A 14,275-nucleotide genomic window follows, 5' to 3' on the forward strand; every position below is an offset into this window, starting at 1 on the left:
GCCAACATGAAGTGGCATTAGCCGCCAAGCTGACAGATCGATAGCTCTGACGTCGTTGACAAACGGCAGACTGGCAGCACAATTAGAGGTGCTGGTCGATGCCTGACGTCGCATCGGTGGAGGTCTGCCATTGAGTGACCGTGTTTCTGCTCGCGGGATTGTCTATATATGTGCGGTTGCACTGATAGGCGTAGCCGTGGTTGTGTTCAGCCCGAGGCTTTTGGGGGCCACACCGCTGTTTTCCTGGTTCTGGGCTGCGTTCTTCCTTGCAGTCGCAATCCTCGCGGAGACGTTCCCTATCGTGTGGCAGGCTTATGGTGTGTCGAAGATGGAGATCTCGGTTTCCATGGCTGTCACCTTTGCAGCCGCCTGTCTGTTTCCACCCCAAGTTGCTGCAGGCATTGCCGTCGTTGGGACACTGGTGGGCGATCGGCTGACGCACAAAGAGGGGATCAAGACCATCTACAACATGGCCGAGTATGCCATAGCAGTTGGCGGGGCAAGTTTTGTTTATCATCGTTTTGTAGACGTATCGCTGGACTTTCTGGCCATAGAGAACGGGCGGGCACTTGTGCTCTCGGCCGTCTGGTATCTTGGAAGCGAGTACCTGCTTCTTGCTGGTTTGTTTTTACTGCTGTCTCGTGGTAGCTTCGTCCGTACGTTGGGTTCGCTTGTGAGGACGACATGGCTCACCAACCTGACGTTGCTTCTTCTCGGGATGGTCATCACCGTTCTGTACTGGCAGGACCCATGGACTGTCCTGTTTCTGGTTCCTGTCTTCGTCGTACTGTCCTATGCTCTCAAAAGAGAGCAGACCCTACGAAGCCAAACACAGACGATTCTTGAGAAGTTGGTTGATGTCCTGGAAAGCAAGAGCCCCGAGACCGCACAGCACTCGAAGCGCGTGCGGGCGTGGGTTGAAGATATGTGTGATGAGCTTGGCATGGAGAGTGGCGAAGCGGACATGGTACTGCAGGCTGCCGTGCTGCACGACCTGGGGAAGGTCGGGCTGGACGACAACTTGCTGCGCAAACCTGGTCTCAGTGCAGAGGAGTTCCATCAGATCATGGAACATCCCGCGGTGTCTGCCGGCTTGCTTGAGGGGCTGACGCTGTTCCAGGGCGGACGGGACATTGTCCTGCACCACCATGAGCGATACGATGGCAATGGTTACCCGGACCATCTCGCGGGCGAGAGCATTCCTCTTGGTGCGCGTATCATTACTGTTGCAGATTCATTCGATGCCATGGTGAGTATGCGACCCTACCGGGCCAAGAGCCTCACAGTCACTGAAGCTCTGAAGATCCTGGACCACGAGCGCGGGGCACAGTTCGATCCAGAGCTCGTGGTCACATTCACGAAGCTTGTTCGTGAACACCTTGCGACAGGAGACATGACCAATTTTCCCTCCGCCGTTCAGATCGACTCGACGGACGAAGTCAGCATCGCAGCGGGCGCTCAAGTCTAGCATGCTGGTTCTGGCTGTCCTGGGTGTTGCACTGGTTTCCAGTCTGCTCACCGGGGGACGGCTGGAGTATGCCCGAAACTGGCAGCTCAAGGGACTATGGATGGCTCTGGGGGCGTTTGCGGTCCAGACAGCTCTGTTCACTCAGTGGGGAACAGGTTTCGTCGGCGAGGCGCTGGTCCCTGTCGTTTACGTCGTCACGCTGAGCGCTTTGGTGGTATTTCTGGTTGTCAATCGACGTGTTCTGGGTGTTCCGATTCTCTTGGCCGGGTTGATGCTCAATATGCTTGTCATCAGTGCCAATGCTGGACGGATGCCTGCTTCTGTGGCGGCACTTACCGGAGCGGGCCGCGTCGAGGAGGCGGATTTGCTGCGATTGCGTGGAGCAGCTGCCAACTGCATCCTGATGAGTGATTTCACAAGGCTGAACATGCTGGGGGACAACATCGTGATTCGACTGGGTGGGCCAGTCGGTTCAGCATACAGCGTCGGTGATCTGGTTGCACTTGCTGGTGAAGCCGTGGTCGTGTTCGGCGTGTTGAGAGCGAAACCGGCAGGTCATCAATCGGAAGAAAGGGTGTGACTAGCCTACTTTCACTATAGCGACGGAAACTGTTCGGAAGTTCTACCATATCGGAGAAAACTGGGGTGCGAGGATGATGACTGAAAACGCGTTTCTTGTGAGTGATGCTGTTCCAGCAGGGGAAGGCTAACCGTGTTTGTCCTTGTCGTTCTCGCGTCTGCCCTCTCCCTGAGTCTGGTTACCGGCGGACGGCTGCGCTACATCGAAAACTTTCACCTGAAGGCCCTGCCTCTCGGAGTGGGGGCGTTCGTGGTTCAGCTGCTCATTTTTACGTCCCGCGGGGAATCTCTGCTTGGCACGCTGCTTCCCGCAGTCTATGTCCTGACCCTTCTTGCGCTCCTGGCGTTTCTGCTGGTGAACCGCAGGGTTTTTGGCGTTCCGTTCCTCCTGGCCGGGCTGGTGTTGAACGTCGTTGTCGTCGGCGCAAACCATGGGCGTATGCCGACTGATCCGCAGGCACTTGTCGCCACTGGACAGGGCTCCCATGCAGAGGAGCTGGTCAGGGATGGTGCCGCAGCCAACGTTGTTCTCATGAGTGACCGGACGCACCTCAATTTTATGGGAGACTATATCGTCCTGCCGTTTCTCGGCGACATGGGTTCGGCCTACAGCGCGGGCGATCTTCTGGCTCTTGCGGGAGAAGCCGCTCTGGTGTACGGGATGGTACGAGCGGGCAGAACAGCACACGCTGGTTCAACCGAGGACCGGCTTTCTGAAACCGGAAGCTAGTCCTGGGTCTTTTCCCCTGGCAGGTCGCTTGTCGGTTCGGCCGTTCGTGGCGTATACTCTTGTCGAAAGCAATGTGCTGACACAGGAGGTGCGCAATGCGCATCCGGGAATTGTATGATCTCATCGATATTGTGGCCCCGTTTCGGCTGCAGGAGGAGTATGACAACGCAGGACTGATCGTCGGTTCAATGGACGACGAGGTACGTGGGGTCCTCCTTTGTCTGGATGTCACGCACGAGACGGTCGAGGAAGCGGACCGGGTTGGCGCCAATCTCATTCTGTCCCATCATCCCCCCATCTTCAGGGCGATCAAGAAGCTGGACCCGATCCAGCACTCGGCGCTGTTGGCCGCCATTCGTATGGACATGGCTCTGTTGGCAGTACACACGAACTTCGACGCTGCGCCGGACGGTCTCAACACATTTGTGGTGCGTCAGATGGGCCTCACTGACCTGTGTATCCTTGAGCTTCACGAGTCGGAACGGTTGTACAAAGTCGTCACCTTTATTCCTCCCGAATTCAGGGAACAGGTCCTGGAAGCGATGTTTGCCGCCGGGGCAGGGCACACCGGTTCCTATTCGCATGCGTCGTTCCGGGCCACTGGGACGGGCGGGTTCGTGCCTGACCCCGGGGCGCATCCCTTCGTGGGTGAGGAGAATGCTATGACCAGCGTGGCCGAGGACCGCGTCGAAACCATCGTGTCCGGCCGGGACCTGGCATCTGTCCTGAAGGCCCTGCGCGGGGCTCACCCATATGAGGAGCCGGCAGTCGACGTTTTCGAGGAACATCTTCCCGGGGGCCCAGTTGCTGGGTTCGGACACATGGGGAGGCTGCCTCATGTCATGGATCCGGAAGAGTTCATCACGTTCATCAAGTCGTTCTTCGCTCTTGCGGTGTTGCCGGTGGCGGGGACTCTACCGAAGGCCATCGAACGCGTGGCCTTCTGTTCCGGAGCGGGATTGTCGCTTCTCCCAGCTGCAAGCAGAGCGGGAGCCCAGGTACTGATCACGGGAGATGTCACATATCACGAGGCGCTCGACGTGTCTCAGGGAGGAGGCTGTGTAGCTATTGTCGACCACTACAGCTCTGAGTGTTTCTTCGCAGCTGCGATGGAAGAAGCGTTGCGGAGCGCGGCAGGAGACAGGGAGTTGCCACCACTGCACCAGTCGACCATAGACTATCAGCCCGTCAGGTTCTGGTAGGACGGGCAGCAAAGAAAACAGCCCGAAGCGCGATTGCGGTCCGGGCTGTTTTCGAAGGAGGGCATGTAACCGATAACAAAGTTACCGATTACACCGCTACTATACGGAATACCTGATTCTTGTCAATGGCAACGTTTGCATAGTTGGCGGTGGCCATGGACAGTATGCCTGCAGAGTGTGTATCAGTGAGTATTCTTGTGTTGAACGCCCTCTGAATCGTGCTATGGTTTTGTCATGAAGAGAGAGGACAGTGTTTTAGTCGAGCAATTCGGGCGTCCTACGTGGCTGGAGATCGATCTGGCTTGCGTACGGGGTAACTATCATGTCATCCGTGGGATGGTGCCGGCGAAGACCCATGTTCTGTGTGTCGTCAAGGACGATGCCTATGGGCATGGGGCGGTAGATGTGGCGCGAGTCCTCCAGGAAGAGGGTGCCGACTGGTTCGCGCTTGCCACGCTGGAAGAGGCTCTTGAGCTTCGACGGGCCGGCATCAAAGGTCACATGCTCGTGTTTGGCTATATCCCCGCATCAGGAGTTCAGGAGGCAATCGCTCAGGGTATTACACTCAGCATCCCCAACGACGACGTGGCACGCGAACTCGTCGGAGCAGCTGCCGGAAAGCAGTTGACGGTCCATCTCAAGGTGGATACGGGCATGGGAAGAAACGGCGTTCTTGCAGAAGGGGCGCTGGACGTGCTGCACAAGCTGAACGGCATGAAAGGTCTTGTGGTAGAGGGGATCTATTCGCACTTTTCCTGTGCGGACTCTGACGAATCCTACTCGTCCATGCAACTGCGCAGGTTCGAGAAAGTTCTCCATCAGTCGACCGTGGAGGGCATGCGCCCTCCTGTTGCCCATTTCTGCAACTCGGCAGGCATCCTGACCATGAAGGCTGCGACCTTCGAAGGGGTTCGTCCGGGGTTGCTGCTCTATGGTTGTTCGCCCCTCGAAGGTGTGCCGATCGCGGGATTGCGGCCCGCGATGTCGATGAAGTCCCGGGTGATAGCGTTCAAACAGGTTCCTGCCGGCTACGGCATCAGCTATGGGCGCAGCTACTTGACCTACAAGCCGACGATGGTGGGAATCCTTCCAGTCGGCTACACGGATGGGTATTCCCGCATGTTGTCCAACAAGGCCTCGGTGCTCATCCGTGGCAAGCGAGCGCCGGTCATAGGACGGGTGACCATGGATCAGACCATGATCGACCTGTCGGACGTGCAAGGTGTGACGGTGGGCGACGAAGCTGTGCTCATGGGTGAAGCCGGAAACCAGCGCATCACCGCGGGTGATCTGGGATCACTCGCCCAGACGATCAGCTACGAGGTCCTCTCCACAGTCGGCAAGCTGGTTCGCCACGTATACCGCGACCGGCCGAAGCCCGAGACGGAATGAACCAGGACACCCGGTACCTTCCCGTTCAGAAAGCGCTTCGAGGGGTTCTTGCGACGGTGGCATTTCCATGCGCCGTGCACGCTGAGCTCTTGAGCACAGAAGACCGCTGTCTCATCTTCTCTCAGAACAGCAATCTCCCGTTCGGAGCTGCGTCGATCATCAAGCTCCCGCTCCTGGTCTGCGTTGCGCAACTGGTGGAACTGGGTGAGCTAGCATGGGACCGGGCTATTCGTCTGACAGTAGCAGCCCCTCACGGGACCGGCCTTCTCGAGTATCTGGACAAGTCTGGCCCGTGGTCGGTCCAGGATTTGTGCATCATGATGATGGGTGTGTCCGACAACATGGCCTGCAACCAGCTTATCGAGGAGATCGGCATAGAGCGTCTGAACGATGTCCTGCACGATCTTGGGTATGAGGCGACAAGTATCCGACGTCAGATGATGGACCGTGAGACGCTCGCTCGTGGAATCGACAATAGCGTGACCGCCGCCGATATCGCCGACATGCTGGCGCGACTACATGCCCATCGTCTGGTCTCGAACGCGGCGAGTGAACGCATACTTGGCTATCTGCGCATGAACCAGCTGAGAGACCTGGTCGCCTGGCCGCTTCCTGGCAGTGCTGCCCTGGCGGGAAAGACGGGTGGCATGAGTGGTTCGCTTCTCGACGCAGAGCTCATCACCGTGTCGGGAGGACCCACTTATTCGCTCTGCGTTTTTGCGTCAGGTTTTGAACGGGCCGCTCAGGCGAAACGCGTCATGGCCGAGGTGTCGGAGATGATCTACAGCGCCGTCTCAGGCAGCAGGAGCGGTGAACGAGCCGGCTCAGCCTAAATGCCGCCTCGTGTGCTGATGTGGAGGAGAGGGTAGAGCAAGCGCGTGTGGTCCGCAATGGTCTCGAGGTCTCCGGGCTCAAATCCTCTGGCGTGGAGAAGGTTCGGGTCGAGGGTCTTGGTAGGGACGAAGTTCTGGATGACGTAGCGCGATCCAGGGGGCAGCATGCGGGCGATATTGTCGACGTCGACTTCGCTGAACAGCAAAGGCAAGATGGTCGTCCGGTACTCATGGACGGTGTCACATTGGGCCAGAAGCCGTATTGAGGTCTCCGCGAGGACGAGAGCATACGGGTTGCCCGTCACGTCACTGTATCGTGAGGGAGGGGCTTTCACATCCATGGCAACGTAGTCCAGAGAGCCTGTTTCCAGAAGGTGCCCAAGCGTCTCGGGGTTGGATCCGTTGGTATCCAGCTTGACAGCGTAGCCTAAAGCGCGGATGCGGCCGACGAATCCGGCCAGATCGGCATGAAGCGTCGGTTCTCCCCCGGTGATGCAGACGCCGTTGAGTTTGCCCCTGCGGCGTTCGAGAAAAGCGAAGAATGCGTCTTCAGTCAGTTGCGGCGTATCCTCCATCGCGGTGACGAGCTCAGGGTTGTGGCAGTACGGACATGTGAAGTTGCAGCCGACCGTGAACACGGTTGTGGCCAGTCTACCCGGGAAGTCACTGAGCGATAGTGGTTCATAGTGCGCCAGTCTCATGTCTCTGTTTTCTCACCAATGGGTGCTTCCCGCGTGACGATATGAAAACGTCGCTGACAGTCCTGCAGGAGGACCATGTCCAGCGGCGTTTCACCCATTACGTTCATTGTGCCGTGTTGTGTTGGGTCTTGACCTCGAAGCATATTCTGTCGGCCCACTCCGCCTTCTTTCCCTTGTTCCACTGGGAAACAGGCCTCAGATAGCCAACCACGCGGCTGTAAACCTCAGTCCTTGTACGCCTGCACGCTGGTACTGTCATTCCATTGTCCAGCAACAGGTCCCCATTCTCTAGTTCCTTCACTCGCCACCTCCTCTCACCGAGTAGAGTATAGTCAGAACGTCAATTGGATACAGTGACACTGCCCGTTGCTACGAACGCCTTCGTTCCCGACGGCAGCAGAATTTGGATTGCCCGTTTGTCCGCAGTCATTCCCAGCGCAACGACGTTGTCGCCTTTTGCAAGTACTGTCGTAGCCGTTCCGCTGAGACTCTCGTCGAGGTAGACCTTGACGGATGTGGAGGCCGTCACCCTGGCAAACGGCACATACGTTGTCGATCCACGCGTTATTCTGGCGTATCCGCCATAGACCCAGCCGGTCTTTCCCTTCGCCTGACCGAGTCCCTTCGCCTGAACCCAGCCCTGGCCCAGCCCAAGTGCAGTTCGGGTCTCCGTGGGCGCGGCTACTTCGAGGACGGTGCTGTCGATTGTAATGGGTCGGTCCCTGAACATGAGTCCCGTTTCGGTCGTGAGCGTCGCGCCCGGTTGCTTGCCGGCGGCAACGGGTGCACTGCCGCCCGTGAACTGATAGGCGAATAGCGATGGGACGCTGCTCTTGACGATGAGCTTGGGGCTGCGGGAGCCCTCGACGTACTGCCATGTCTCATAGGTCAGCGGGGCGGTCTTGCCATCGGCGCTCGTGCCGGAACCGTAGATGCCAAGTTCGTAGACAAGTGTCTTGCCATCGGTTGTCCGTGACGCGCCACGGACGAACGGCTGGAGGATTCCGGTTGAGGTGGGCGGGGGAGTCACGCTCGTGACCTTGCCGTCCTTGGTCTTGATGCCGAGGAACGTCCCCTTCGTATCCTGCATGGGGCCAAAGAACGTGCCGTCGGCAAACGTGACTCCTGTGGGGCCGAGAAAAGTATGAGTCGTGTCGAAGCCGAGGCTTGAGGTGATGATAGTGATAGTCCAGATGCCGCCGGGAGAGACGATGAGAGGTGTCGATCCGTCCAGAATCAGTCGCGTGGTCCGATCAAACTGCTCTTTTGTCAGTGGAACCTGCGTCCAGAATGAGCCATTGGTCGTGCCATCATAGCTCACAGAGGTTATGTTCAGTTGCAGCAGCCGCGGAGTCGTCGTCGACGAAGCCTCGACCAGCAGGACGCCGCTTGAGGAGCACAGCACCTTGGGCGACATCTCGGTTTTTCCTTGGTAGATTACCAGTTCCTGCTTGGACGCGAGCTTGCGGTCGACAGCCTTGTACGAACCGTCGGCTTCGCTGGTCATGTAGACGAGCTCTCCTCCGGCGGGGTGCCAGTCGAAGGCGATGATCGTGCCCACCTTGGTCAGCTGTGTCTTGCGCCCATTCACCCATTGCCAGAGGTCGCCCTTGTCCAAATACACGCCGACATCGTTCTTCGAGGGGCTTGCCGTGGTCCCTGGTGTGCTGTTCGAATTCAGGTTGTGTGCGACGAGGAGCACAGAGACAGTAAGAAGCAGAACGGCGACGGCAAGGAAAATGGCTTTCTTCTTGAGACGACGAAATCTTCTCATGGGAAAAACACCTCTTAGCGTTCAGGACGGGTTGCAAACGAGACGTCTCCAGAGGCAGGGCCCGCAGCCACCTTTTGTGCCTCGACGACCAGCTCTTCGTCGCACCTGGGGCAAAATGGATGGTTGCCGACGATGTACCCGTGTTTGGGGCATACGGAGAACGTGGGTGTAAGCGTGAAGTAAGGCAGTCGGTAGCTGTTCGTGACTGAGCGGACCAGCTGCTTGGCCTGGTCTGCGCTTTCCAGGCGTTCGCCGAGGAACAGATGGACGACCGTGCCTCCTGTATATTTGACCTGAAGAGGATCCTGGAGGTCAAGCGCTTCGAACGGGTCGGTCGTGTACGCCACGGGCAACTGCGTGGAGTTCGTGTAGTAGGGGTCAGCACCGTTCTTGACGGCCTCTTCGTTTGCCACGAGGATGTCCGGGTACAGAGCCTTGTCTTGTTTGGCCAGCACATAGGTTGCTGATTCGGCGGGAGTCGCTTCAAGGTTATAGAGTTGTCCGCTTTCGTGCTGGAACTCCTCGAGCTTGCCCAGCATGAAGTCCATGATCTCAAGCGCCAGACGTCGTCCATCGGGTTCGGCAATCGTGACGCTGGCGAAGTTAAGGAGGAGTTCGTTCATACCGTTGATGCCGATCGTGTTGAAATGGTTGGTCCAGTAAAGCCCGTTGCGCTGCTTGACTGCATCAAGGTAATGACGCGAATAAGGGTAGAGCCCTGCCGCCGTCAGGTTCTCGATGATCTTGCGCTTGATCTCGAGCGATGTGCGAGCGACGTTCATGACGTGGGACAGGCGCTCAAACAGTTCGTCCTTGCTGTGAGAGAGGTAGCCGATGCGCGGGAGGTCGATGGTGACCACCCCAATGGAGCCGGTGAGAGGGTTGGACGCAAACAGTCCTCCTCCTCTCTTCTGCAGTTCGCGCGTGTCCAGGCGAAGCCTGCAGCACATGGAGCGTGTGTCGTCCGGATCCATGTCGCTGTTCACGAAGTTGCTCCAGTACGGGATGCCGAACTTGGCGGTCATCTCAAAAATGGGGTCGTAGACAGGGTTCTGCCAGTCGAAGTCCTTGGTAATATTGTACGTGGGGATGGGGAACGAGAAGACACGGCCCTTGGCGTCGCCGGCAAGCATGACTTCGGCGAACGCACGGTTGAACATGTCCATCTCTGGCTGGAAGTCCGCGTAGGTCTCGGGAACAGGCTTTCCGCCGATGATAGCTGCCTCGCGGGCCGTCGCGCCGTGCGGGTGCAGATCCAGGGTGATGTTGCTGAAGGGGGACTGGAAGCCTGACCGTGTGGGGACATTCATGTTGAACACGAATTCCTGCACGGCCTGCTTGACCTCGTCGTAGCACAGGCGATCGTAGCGGATGAAGGGCGCGAGATAGGTGTCGACCGAGCTGAACGCCTGTGCGCCGGCCGCCTCGCCCTGCATGGTGAAGATAAAGTTGACCATCTGCCCGAGCGCCGAGCGGAAATGCTTGGCAGGCTTGCTTTCGACCTTACCGTACACGCCCCCGAGTCCTCTCAGGAGAAGGTCCTTGAGGTCCCAGCCGACACAGTAGGCAGCCAGGTACCCCAGATCGTGCATGTACATGTCGCCGTTGACGTGCGCATCCCGTACTTCCGGCGGATAGACCTCGTTCAACCAGTACCGGCTCACGACACTGGTTGCAAGGTGCATGTTGAGCCCCTGAAGAGAGTAGCCGGTGTTGGAGTTCTCGTTGACCCGCCAGTCGAGTTTCTCCAAGTACTTCTGGATGGTCTCGCGTGGGTCGAGAAGCGTTTTGAGGTCGCGCAGCTTTCGGTGCTGCTCGCGGTAGAGGATGTAGGCTTTGGCTGTCTTGTGATGGCGCGACTCCATGAGCGTCTGCTCGACGAGGTCCTGGATCTGTTCGACCGTGGCGATGTCGTCGGGGATTTGGGCGACGATGATGCGCGTCAGGCGTTCCGGTTCAGTTTCGTCGAATTCTTTCGTAGCCTTTCCGGCTTTCGTGATGGCCATGCGAATTTTGGCTTGGTCGAAGGGTACTTTCTCACCTGTGCGCTTGATTACATATCGCATGCGTATCGCCCCCAGCTACTGTTGATGGTCTTGACTTATTCTGCGCCAGATACTTCAGACTGTCGCACCCTCAGCAGGCACATCACCATTTTATGGTGGCAGGGGAGTGCGTCAAGCATTGTGAAGAGGCGGCTCGGGGGCTTGACAGAACCAAAATACCTGTTCTGAGAAGGACATCCCGCGCTGAATTATCTACTTGATTGTGACGACGCGCGAATCGGAGGACCGCTTGCTCTCAATCTCGGTCTTGACGGCGGCGGCGACGAGACTCCTGTACGCATCCCGGCACGCGATAGCCTGCTGGGGCTGAACGTCCTGATCGGAGTAGCGGGCCAGGTAGAATGCCGTCACAAGGAGGTCCAGAAAGGAAGCGACGGATTCGGACTGTTCACGGGCCCGTATCACCAGCTCTTCGGGGGTCTCGCCGCAAGCGAGGATATAAGGATTGCGCATCCTGCGACGCGGAGAATTCTCCTCATGCCGCCCTCACGCGTCCACGCCCTGCCTTGTATATAGTCCCGAGTGCCTCATGCCACGACCACCTCTTTGCCAGTCGGTCACGTGCTGCAGACTACGGGTATTGTACGGCGCCGGGGCTGATTTGCAATGCTGGAGCGGTGTAAGAGGATGTCACAGTGGCACCGGGGGCGAGTTCCCAACCTTGGCTGGTTGTTGTGGATCGTCTTTTCTGGTAAACTATACAAGTAAATACGCGGAGGTGAACGACACATGATACGAGTTGTCATGGACACGACGACAGGCATGACCAGACAGGAGTTCGACCAGTCCGGCATAACGATGATCCCTCTCTACGTCCGGGACGGTGACAAGCTCTACCGGGAACAGATGGATATTTTTCCCGACGAGTTCTACCGGCGGGAAAGGGCGGGTCTCATTTATGAGACCGCTCAGACGAATCCTGCAGACCTGGTTTCCGTGTTCAAGCCCATCGTGGAAGCTGGCGACGAAGTCGTATGTGTGCTCATCTCAAGCGCCATTTCGGGTTCTGTGAACGCAGCACATGTCGCTGCCCAGATGCTCGGGGCCGAAGAAAGGATCACGATCGTAGATTCTCTGGAATCCGGCTACGGTGAGGCATACCTTGGTCACACGGCAAAGAACATGGCCGATGCCGGCGAAAATCGCGTGGAAATTGTTCGGGCTCTTGCCGACATTCGGAGTCGGACGCGCACGTACTTCATCATGGAATCACTCAAGTGGCTGTTCCACGGGGGTCGCCTGACGGGAGCACAGTACTTCGTTGGATCCGTGATCAAGCTGAACCCGATTGTCTGGTTCGACGAGGCTGGACGCATGACGTCCTACGACAAGACACGAACCATCAAGGTTGCCAAGGATCACATGCGCCAGCTTGTCGCAGACTGCGGTAAGAACGGGGTCGAGGCTGCGACCCTGCATTGGCCGGACAATCTGGATGAGGCTCAGGGGTTCCACGCCGAGATGGAGGAAATCCTCCAGGCTCCCGTGTCATATACCAAGCTGTCGTGTGTACTGGGCGTGCACACGGGCCCTGACCTTCTCGGGCCTTGCATCGTCATGAAGGCGTCGTGACCACATCATCCAGTCGGACCAGCCGGCGACGCCGACCCTCATGCTGTCGTGTAGCACGATGGACGCGTTTGCAAGTGACAACAGAAAATGGTGACAGGCGGTCCATAGAGGGGCCCTGGAAAGGAGTCGAATGATCAGAATCGTCATGGACTCGACGTGTGGCATGACTATCGAGGACTTCGAGAAGGCAGGCATTGTCATGGCGCCTCTCTACATCCGTGAAGGAGAGACTCTCTATCGCGACGGCGTGGACATGAAGCCGGCCGAGTTCTACAAGAAGGAGCGGGAGGGCGTCATCTTCGAGAGCGCGCAGACCAATCCTGACGATTTGGTGCGGATCTTCGGGCCAATCCTGGAGGTTGGAGACGAGATCGTCTGTGTCATGATATCGGGAGCAATTTCGGGGTCCGTCAATGCGGGGCGCGTTGCCGCCCAGACGCTGGAGGCCGAGGATCGGATTTCCATCGTGGACTCTCGCCAAAGCGGTTACTGCCAGCTTACGATGGGCAGGCTGGCCAAGAGCATGGCAGATGAGGGCAAGAGTCGTGCTCAGATCGTCGAAGCGCTCAGCGAGCTGCGGGACCGCACGTGGGTCTACTTCATAATGGAATCGCTCCACTGGCTATACAAGGGCGGCCGTCTCACAGGGGCGCAGGCCCTCATCGGGACGATCATCCAGCTCAAACCTATCGTCTGGTTTGACGACCTTGGCCGCATGGTAACACACGACAAGATTCGCACAATCAAAGCGGGCAAGGAACGGCTCAAGGAGCTGGTTCTGGAAATGGCCTCGTATGGTGTAGTGTCTGCAGGGTTACACTGGGCCGACAACTGGGATGAAGCCAAAGAGTTCGGAGACTGGATGGAATCGGTGCTCCACGTACCAGTCGAGTACAACAGGGTCTCCTGTGTCGTCGGCTGTCACGTGGGGCCGACGGTTCTGGGGCCCGTCGTCGTCATGAAGGAGAAGCCAAAAGCGAAGAATCGCGTAGACTGAGCAGGACGCCCAGAAGGACGACGGCTCCGCCGGCCAGCTGCATCACTGTCACTGTTTCGTGCAGCACGACCCAGGAGGTCAGCACACCGAAGACCGGGATAAGGTTGAGGATGTTGACCGCTTGGGTCGATGCCATTCGCGCGACCCCATAGTTGTACAGGGAGTACCCTCCGACCGAACAGAAGACCGCCAGATAGATGACAGCCCAGACAGCTGCGGCGGGGACTGGGAAGACCGGCCGCTCGAATACCCCTGCCAGAGGAAGCAGGACGACACTGCCGAACGCCATTTGAAACATCGCAGTCCTGCTGGCTGAGCTGTTTGTGGACAGGTTCTTGACCAGGATGCTGTAGAATGCCCAGCAGATGCCCGAGAGGATAATGAGTCCATCGCCAAGCAGGCGTTTCCCTCCCAGGGTCCCTCCCAGCGAACGTGGGTCGACGATGAGGACGACGCCGACGACGGACAGCGCAATGCCCGCGACGGTGGTATGGGAGAACCTCCTGTGGTACGCCAGACCCTCCACCAGGAGTGACAGCACGGGAAAGACGCCCATCATGAGCGAGATCTCGGAGGCCGTCGACAGGACAAGTCCCACGTTCTCGAAGAGGTGGTTCAGCGCATAGCCCAGAACTCCTCCCAGCATCATGGCGCCGAATGCCCGGCGGTCCAGGCGGAGGTTTTCGTGACGAAAGAGCAGCCAGACGAGCAGGATCGTGCTTGCAAGTACGAAGCGTATCCACGCGAGCCAAAGCGGGGGAATAGAGCGCAGAGCCAGCTTGGAAACGGCGAAGGACGTTCCCCAGACGAACGCCGATCCAACGACGGACGCTATGCTGCTGGTTCTGCTTGTTCGCATGATTGAACGATGGTACCTCTCTCAGCAGCTCTTGTCAAAGAGTAGGACGCAAGGCTGCACCTGCACTGCCGAGAACGAGAGAAACCCCGGCGGTTCATGTTC

Annotated in this window: 13 protein-coding genes and 1 pseudogene; 8 read left to right on the forward strand and 6 right to left on the reverse strand. The window is 58.0% G+C overall.

Features of this window, described 5'->3' with window-relative positions; all coding sequences use genetic code 11:
- Positions 1-130: 130 nt before the first annotated feature.
- The 6 genes from SMC7_RS04695 to SMC7_RS04720 all read left to right on the forward strand — a co-directional run bounded on the left by SMC7_RS04695 (position 131) and on the right by SMC7_RS04720 (position 6,204).
- Positions 131-1,468, forward strand: coding sequence for an HD-GYP domain-containing protein (locus SMC7_RS04695; protein WP_119089194.1), 1,338 nt, complete (start codon positions 131-133; stop codon positions 1,466-1,468).
- 1 nt (position 1,469) lies between these two features.
- Positions 1,470-2,048 (forward strand): DUF5317 family protein, encoded by a 579-nt coding sequence (locus SMC7_RS04700; RefSeq protein WP_119089195.1) that lies wholly within the window; start codon positions 1,470-1,472, stop codon positions 2,046-2,048.
- A 132-nt stretch (positions 2,049-2,180) separates the two neighbouring features.
- Positions 2,181-2,777, forward strand: a complete 597-nt coding sequence (locus SMC7_RS04705; RefSeq protein ID WP_119089196.1) for a DUF5317 family protein — start codon at positions 2,181-2,183, stop codon at positions 2,775-2,777.
- 95 nt (positions 2,778-2,872) lie between these two features.
- On the forward strand, positions 2,873-3,979 hold the full coding sequence (locus tag SMC7_RS04710) for a Nif3-like dinuclear metal center hexameric protein (RefSeq protein ID WP_119089197.1): 1,107 nt from the start codon (positions 2,873-2,875) through the stop codon (positions 3,977-3,979).
- 234 nt (positions 3,980-4,213) lie between these two features.
- On the forward strand, positions 4,214-5,371 hold the full coding sequence (alr, locus tag SMC7_RS04715; protein WP_119089198.1) for an alanine racemase: 1,158 nt from the start codon (positions 4,214-4,216) through the stop codon (positions 5,369-5,371).
- Positions 5,368-6,204: a serine hydrolase gene (locus SMC7_RS04720; protein WP_119089199.1), complete on the forward strand. Its 837-nt coding sequence runs from the start codon at positions 5,368-5,370 to the stop codon at positions 6,202-6,204. Before alr ends, SMC7_RS04720 begins: the two co-directional genes overlap by 4 nt.
- Here the strand turns inward: SMC7_RS04720 and SMC7_RS04725 are convergent.
- The 5 genes and pseudogenes from SMC7_RS04725 to SMC7_RS04745 form a co-directional block, all read right to left on the reverse strand.
- Entirely contained in the window at positions 6,201-6,905 is a 705-nt protein-coding gene (locus SMC7_RS04725) for an anaerobic ribonucleoside-triphosphate reductase activating protein (RefSeq protein WP_119089200.1), read from the reverse strand. The two genes, SMC7_RS04720 and SMC7_RS04725, sit on opposite strands and share 4 nt — an antisense overlap.
- A 103-nt stretch (positions 6,906-7,008) precedes the next feature.
- Positions 7,009-7,161, reverse strand: a pseudogene (gene nrdD / locus SMC7_RS04730) (anaerobic ribonucleoside-triphosphate reductase); the annotation flags it as partial.
- A gap of 84 nt (positions 7,162-7,245) precedes the next feature.
- Complete coding sequence (locus SMC7_RS04735) at positions 7,246-8,679, reverse strand: hypothetical protein (protein ID WP_119089201.1); 1,434 nt, start codon at positions 8,677-8,679, stop codon at positions 7,246-7,248.
- 14 nt (positions 8,680-8,693) lie between these two features.
- Positions 8,694-10,745: a ribonucleoside triphosphate reductase gene (locus tag SMC7_RS04740; RefSeq protein WP_119089202.1), complete on the reverse strand. Its 2,052-nt coding sequence runs from the start codon at positions 10,743-10,745 to the stop codon at positions 8,694-8,696.
- A 192-nt stretch (positions 10,746-10,937) separates the two neighbouring features.
- Entirely contained in the window at positions 10,938-11,198 is a 261-nt protein-coding gene (locus SMC7_RS04745) for a DUF4129 domain-containing protein (RefSeq protein WP_119089203.1), read from the reverse strand.
- A 276-nt stretch (positions 11,199-11,474) separates the two neighbouring features.
- Here SMC7_RS04745 and SMC7_RS04750 point away from each other — a divergent pair, with 276 nt between their 5' ends.
- Both SMC7_RS04750 and SMC7_RS04755 read left to right on the forward strand, forming a co-directional pair.
- On the forward strand, positions 11,475-12,317 hold the full coding sequence (locus SMC7_RS04750) for a DegV family protein (protein ID WP_119089204.1): 843 nt from the start codon (positions 11,475-11,477) through the stop codon (positions 12,315-12,317).
- 130 nt (positions 12,318-12,447) lie between these two features.
- A complete protein-coding gene (locus tag SMC7_RS04755) occupies positions 12,448-13,314 on the forward strand; it encodes a DegV family protein (protein WP_119089205.1) in 867 nt (288 codons plus the stop codon).
- On the opposite strand, the gene SMC7_RS04760 is transcribed toward SMC7_RS04755, so the two are convergent.
- Positions 13,274-14,173: a DMT family transporter gene (locus SMC7_RS04760; protein ID WP_119089206.1), complete on the reverse strand. Its 900-nt coding sequence runs from the start codon at positions 14,171-14,173 to the stop codon at positions 13,274-13,276. The genes SMC7_RS04755 and SMC7_RS04760 overlap by 41 nt on opposite strands.
- Positions 14,174-14,275 lie beyond the last annotated feature (102 nt).

The organism is Candidatus Cryosericum terrychapinii (assembly GCF_003570925.1).
GTDB classification, from domain to species: domain Bacteria; phylum Caldisericota; class Caldisericia; order Cryosericales; family Cryosericaceae; genus Cryosericum; species Cryosericum terrychapinii.

What these genes read in the sequence shown, in the direction of transcription:
- SMC7_RS04700 (WP_119089195.1), top strand. Translation starts at nt 1,470, where the DNA reads ATGCTGGTTCTGGCTGTCCTGGGTGTTGCACTGGTTTCCAGTCTGCTC.
- SMC7_RS04710 (WP_119089197.1), top strand. Translation starts at nt 2,873, where the DNA reads ATGCGCATCCGGGAATTGTATGATCTCATCGATATTGTGGCCCCGTTT.
- alr (WP_119089198.1), top strand. Translation starts at nt 4,214, where the DNA reads ATGAAGAGAGAGGACAGTGTTTTAGTCGAGCAATTCGGGCGTCCTACG.
- SMC7_RS04720 (WP_119089199.1), top strand. Translation starts at nt 5,368, where the DNA reads ATGAACCAGGACACCCGGTACCTTCCCGTTCAGAAAGCGCTTCGAGGG.
- SMC7_RS04725 (WP_119089200.1), bottom strand. Translation starts at nt 6,905, where the DNA reads ATGAGACTGGCGCACTATGAACCACTATCGCTCAGTGACTTCCCGGGT.
- SMC7_RS04735 (WP_119089201.1), bottom strand. Translation starts at nt 8,679, where the DNA reads ATGAGAAGATTTCGTCGTCTCAAGAAGAAAGCCATTTTCCTTGCCGTC.
- SMC7_RS04740 (WP_119089202.1), bottom strand. Translation starts at nt 10,745, where the DNA reads ATGCGATATGTAATCAAGCGCACAGGTGAGAAAGTACCCTTCGACCAA.
- SMC7_RS04745 (WP_119089203.1), bottom strand. Translation starts at nt 11,198, where the DNA reads ATGCGCAATCCTTATATCCTCGCTTGCGGCGAGACCCCCGAAGAGCTG.
- SMC7_RS04750 (WP_119089204.1), top strand. Translation starts at nt 11,475, where the DNA reads ATGATACGAGTTGTCATGGACACGACGACAGGCATGACCAGACAGGAG.
- SMC7_RS04755 (WP_119089205.1), top strand. Translation starts at nt 12,448, where the DNA reads ATGATCAGAATCGTCATGGACTCGACGTGTGGCATGACTATCGAGGAC.
- SMC7_RS04760 (WP_119089206.1), bottom strand. Translation starts at nt 14,173, where the DNA reads ATGCGAACAAGCAGAACCAGCAGCATAGCGTCCGTCGTTGGATCGGCG.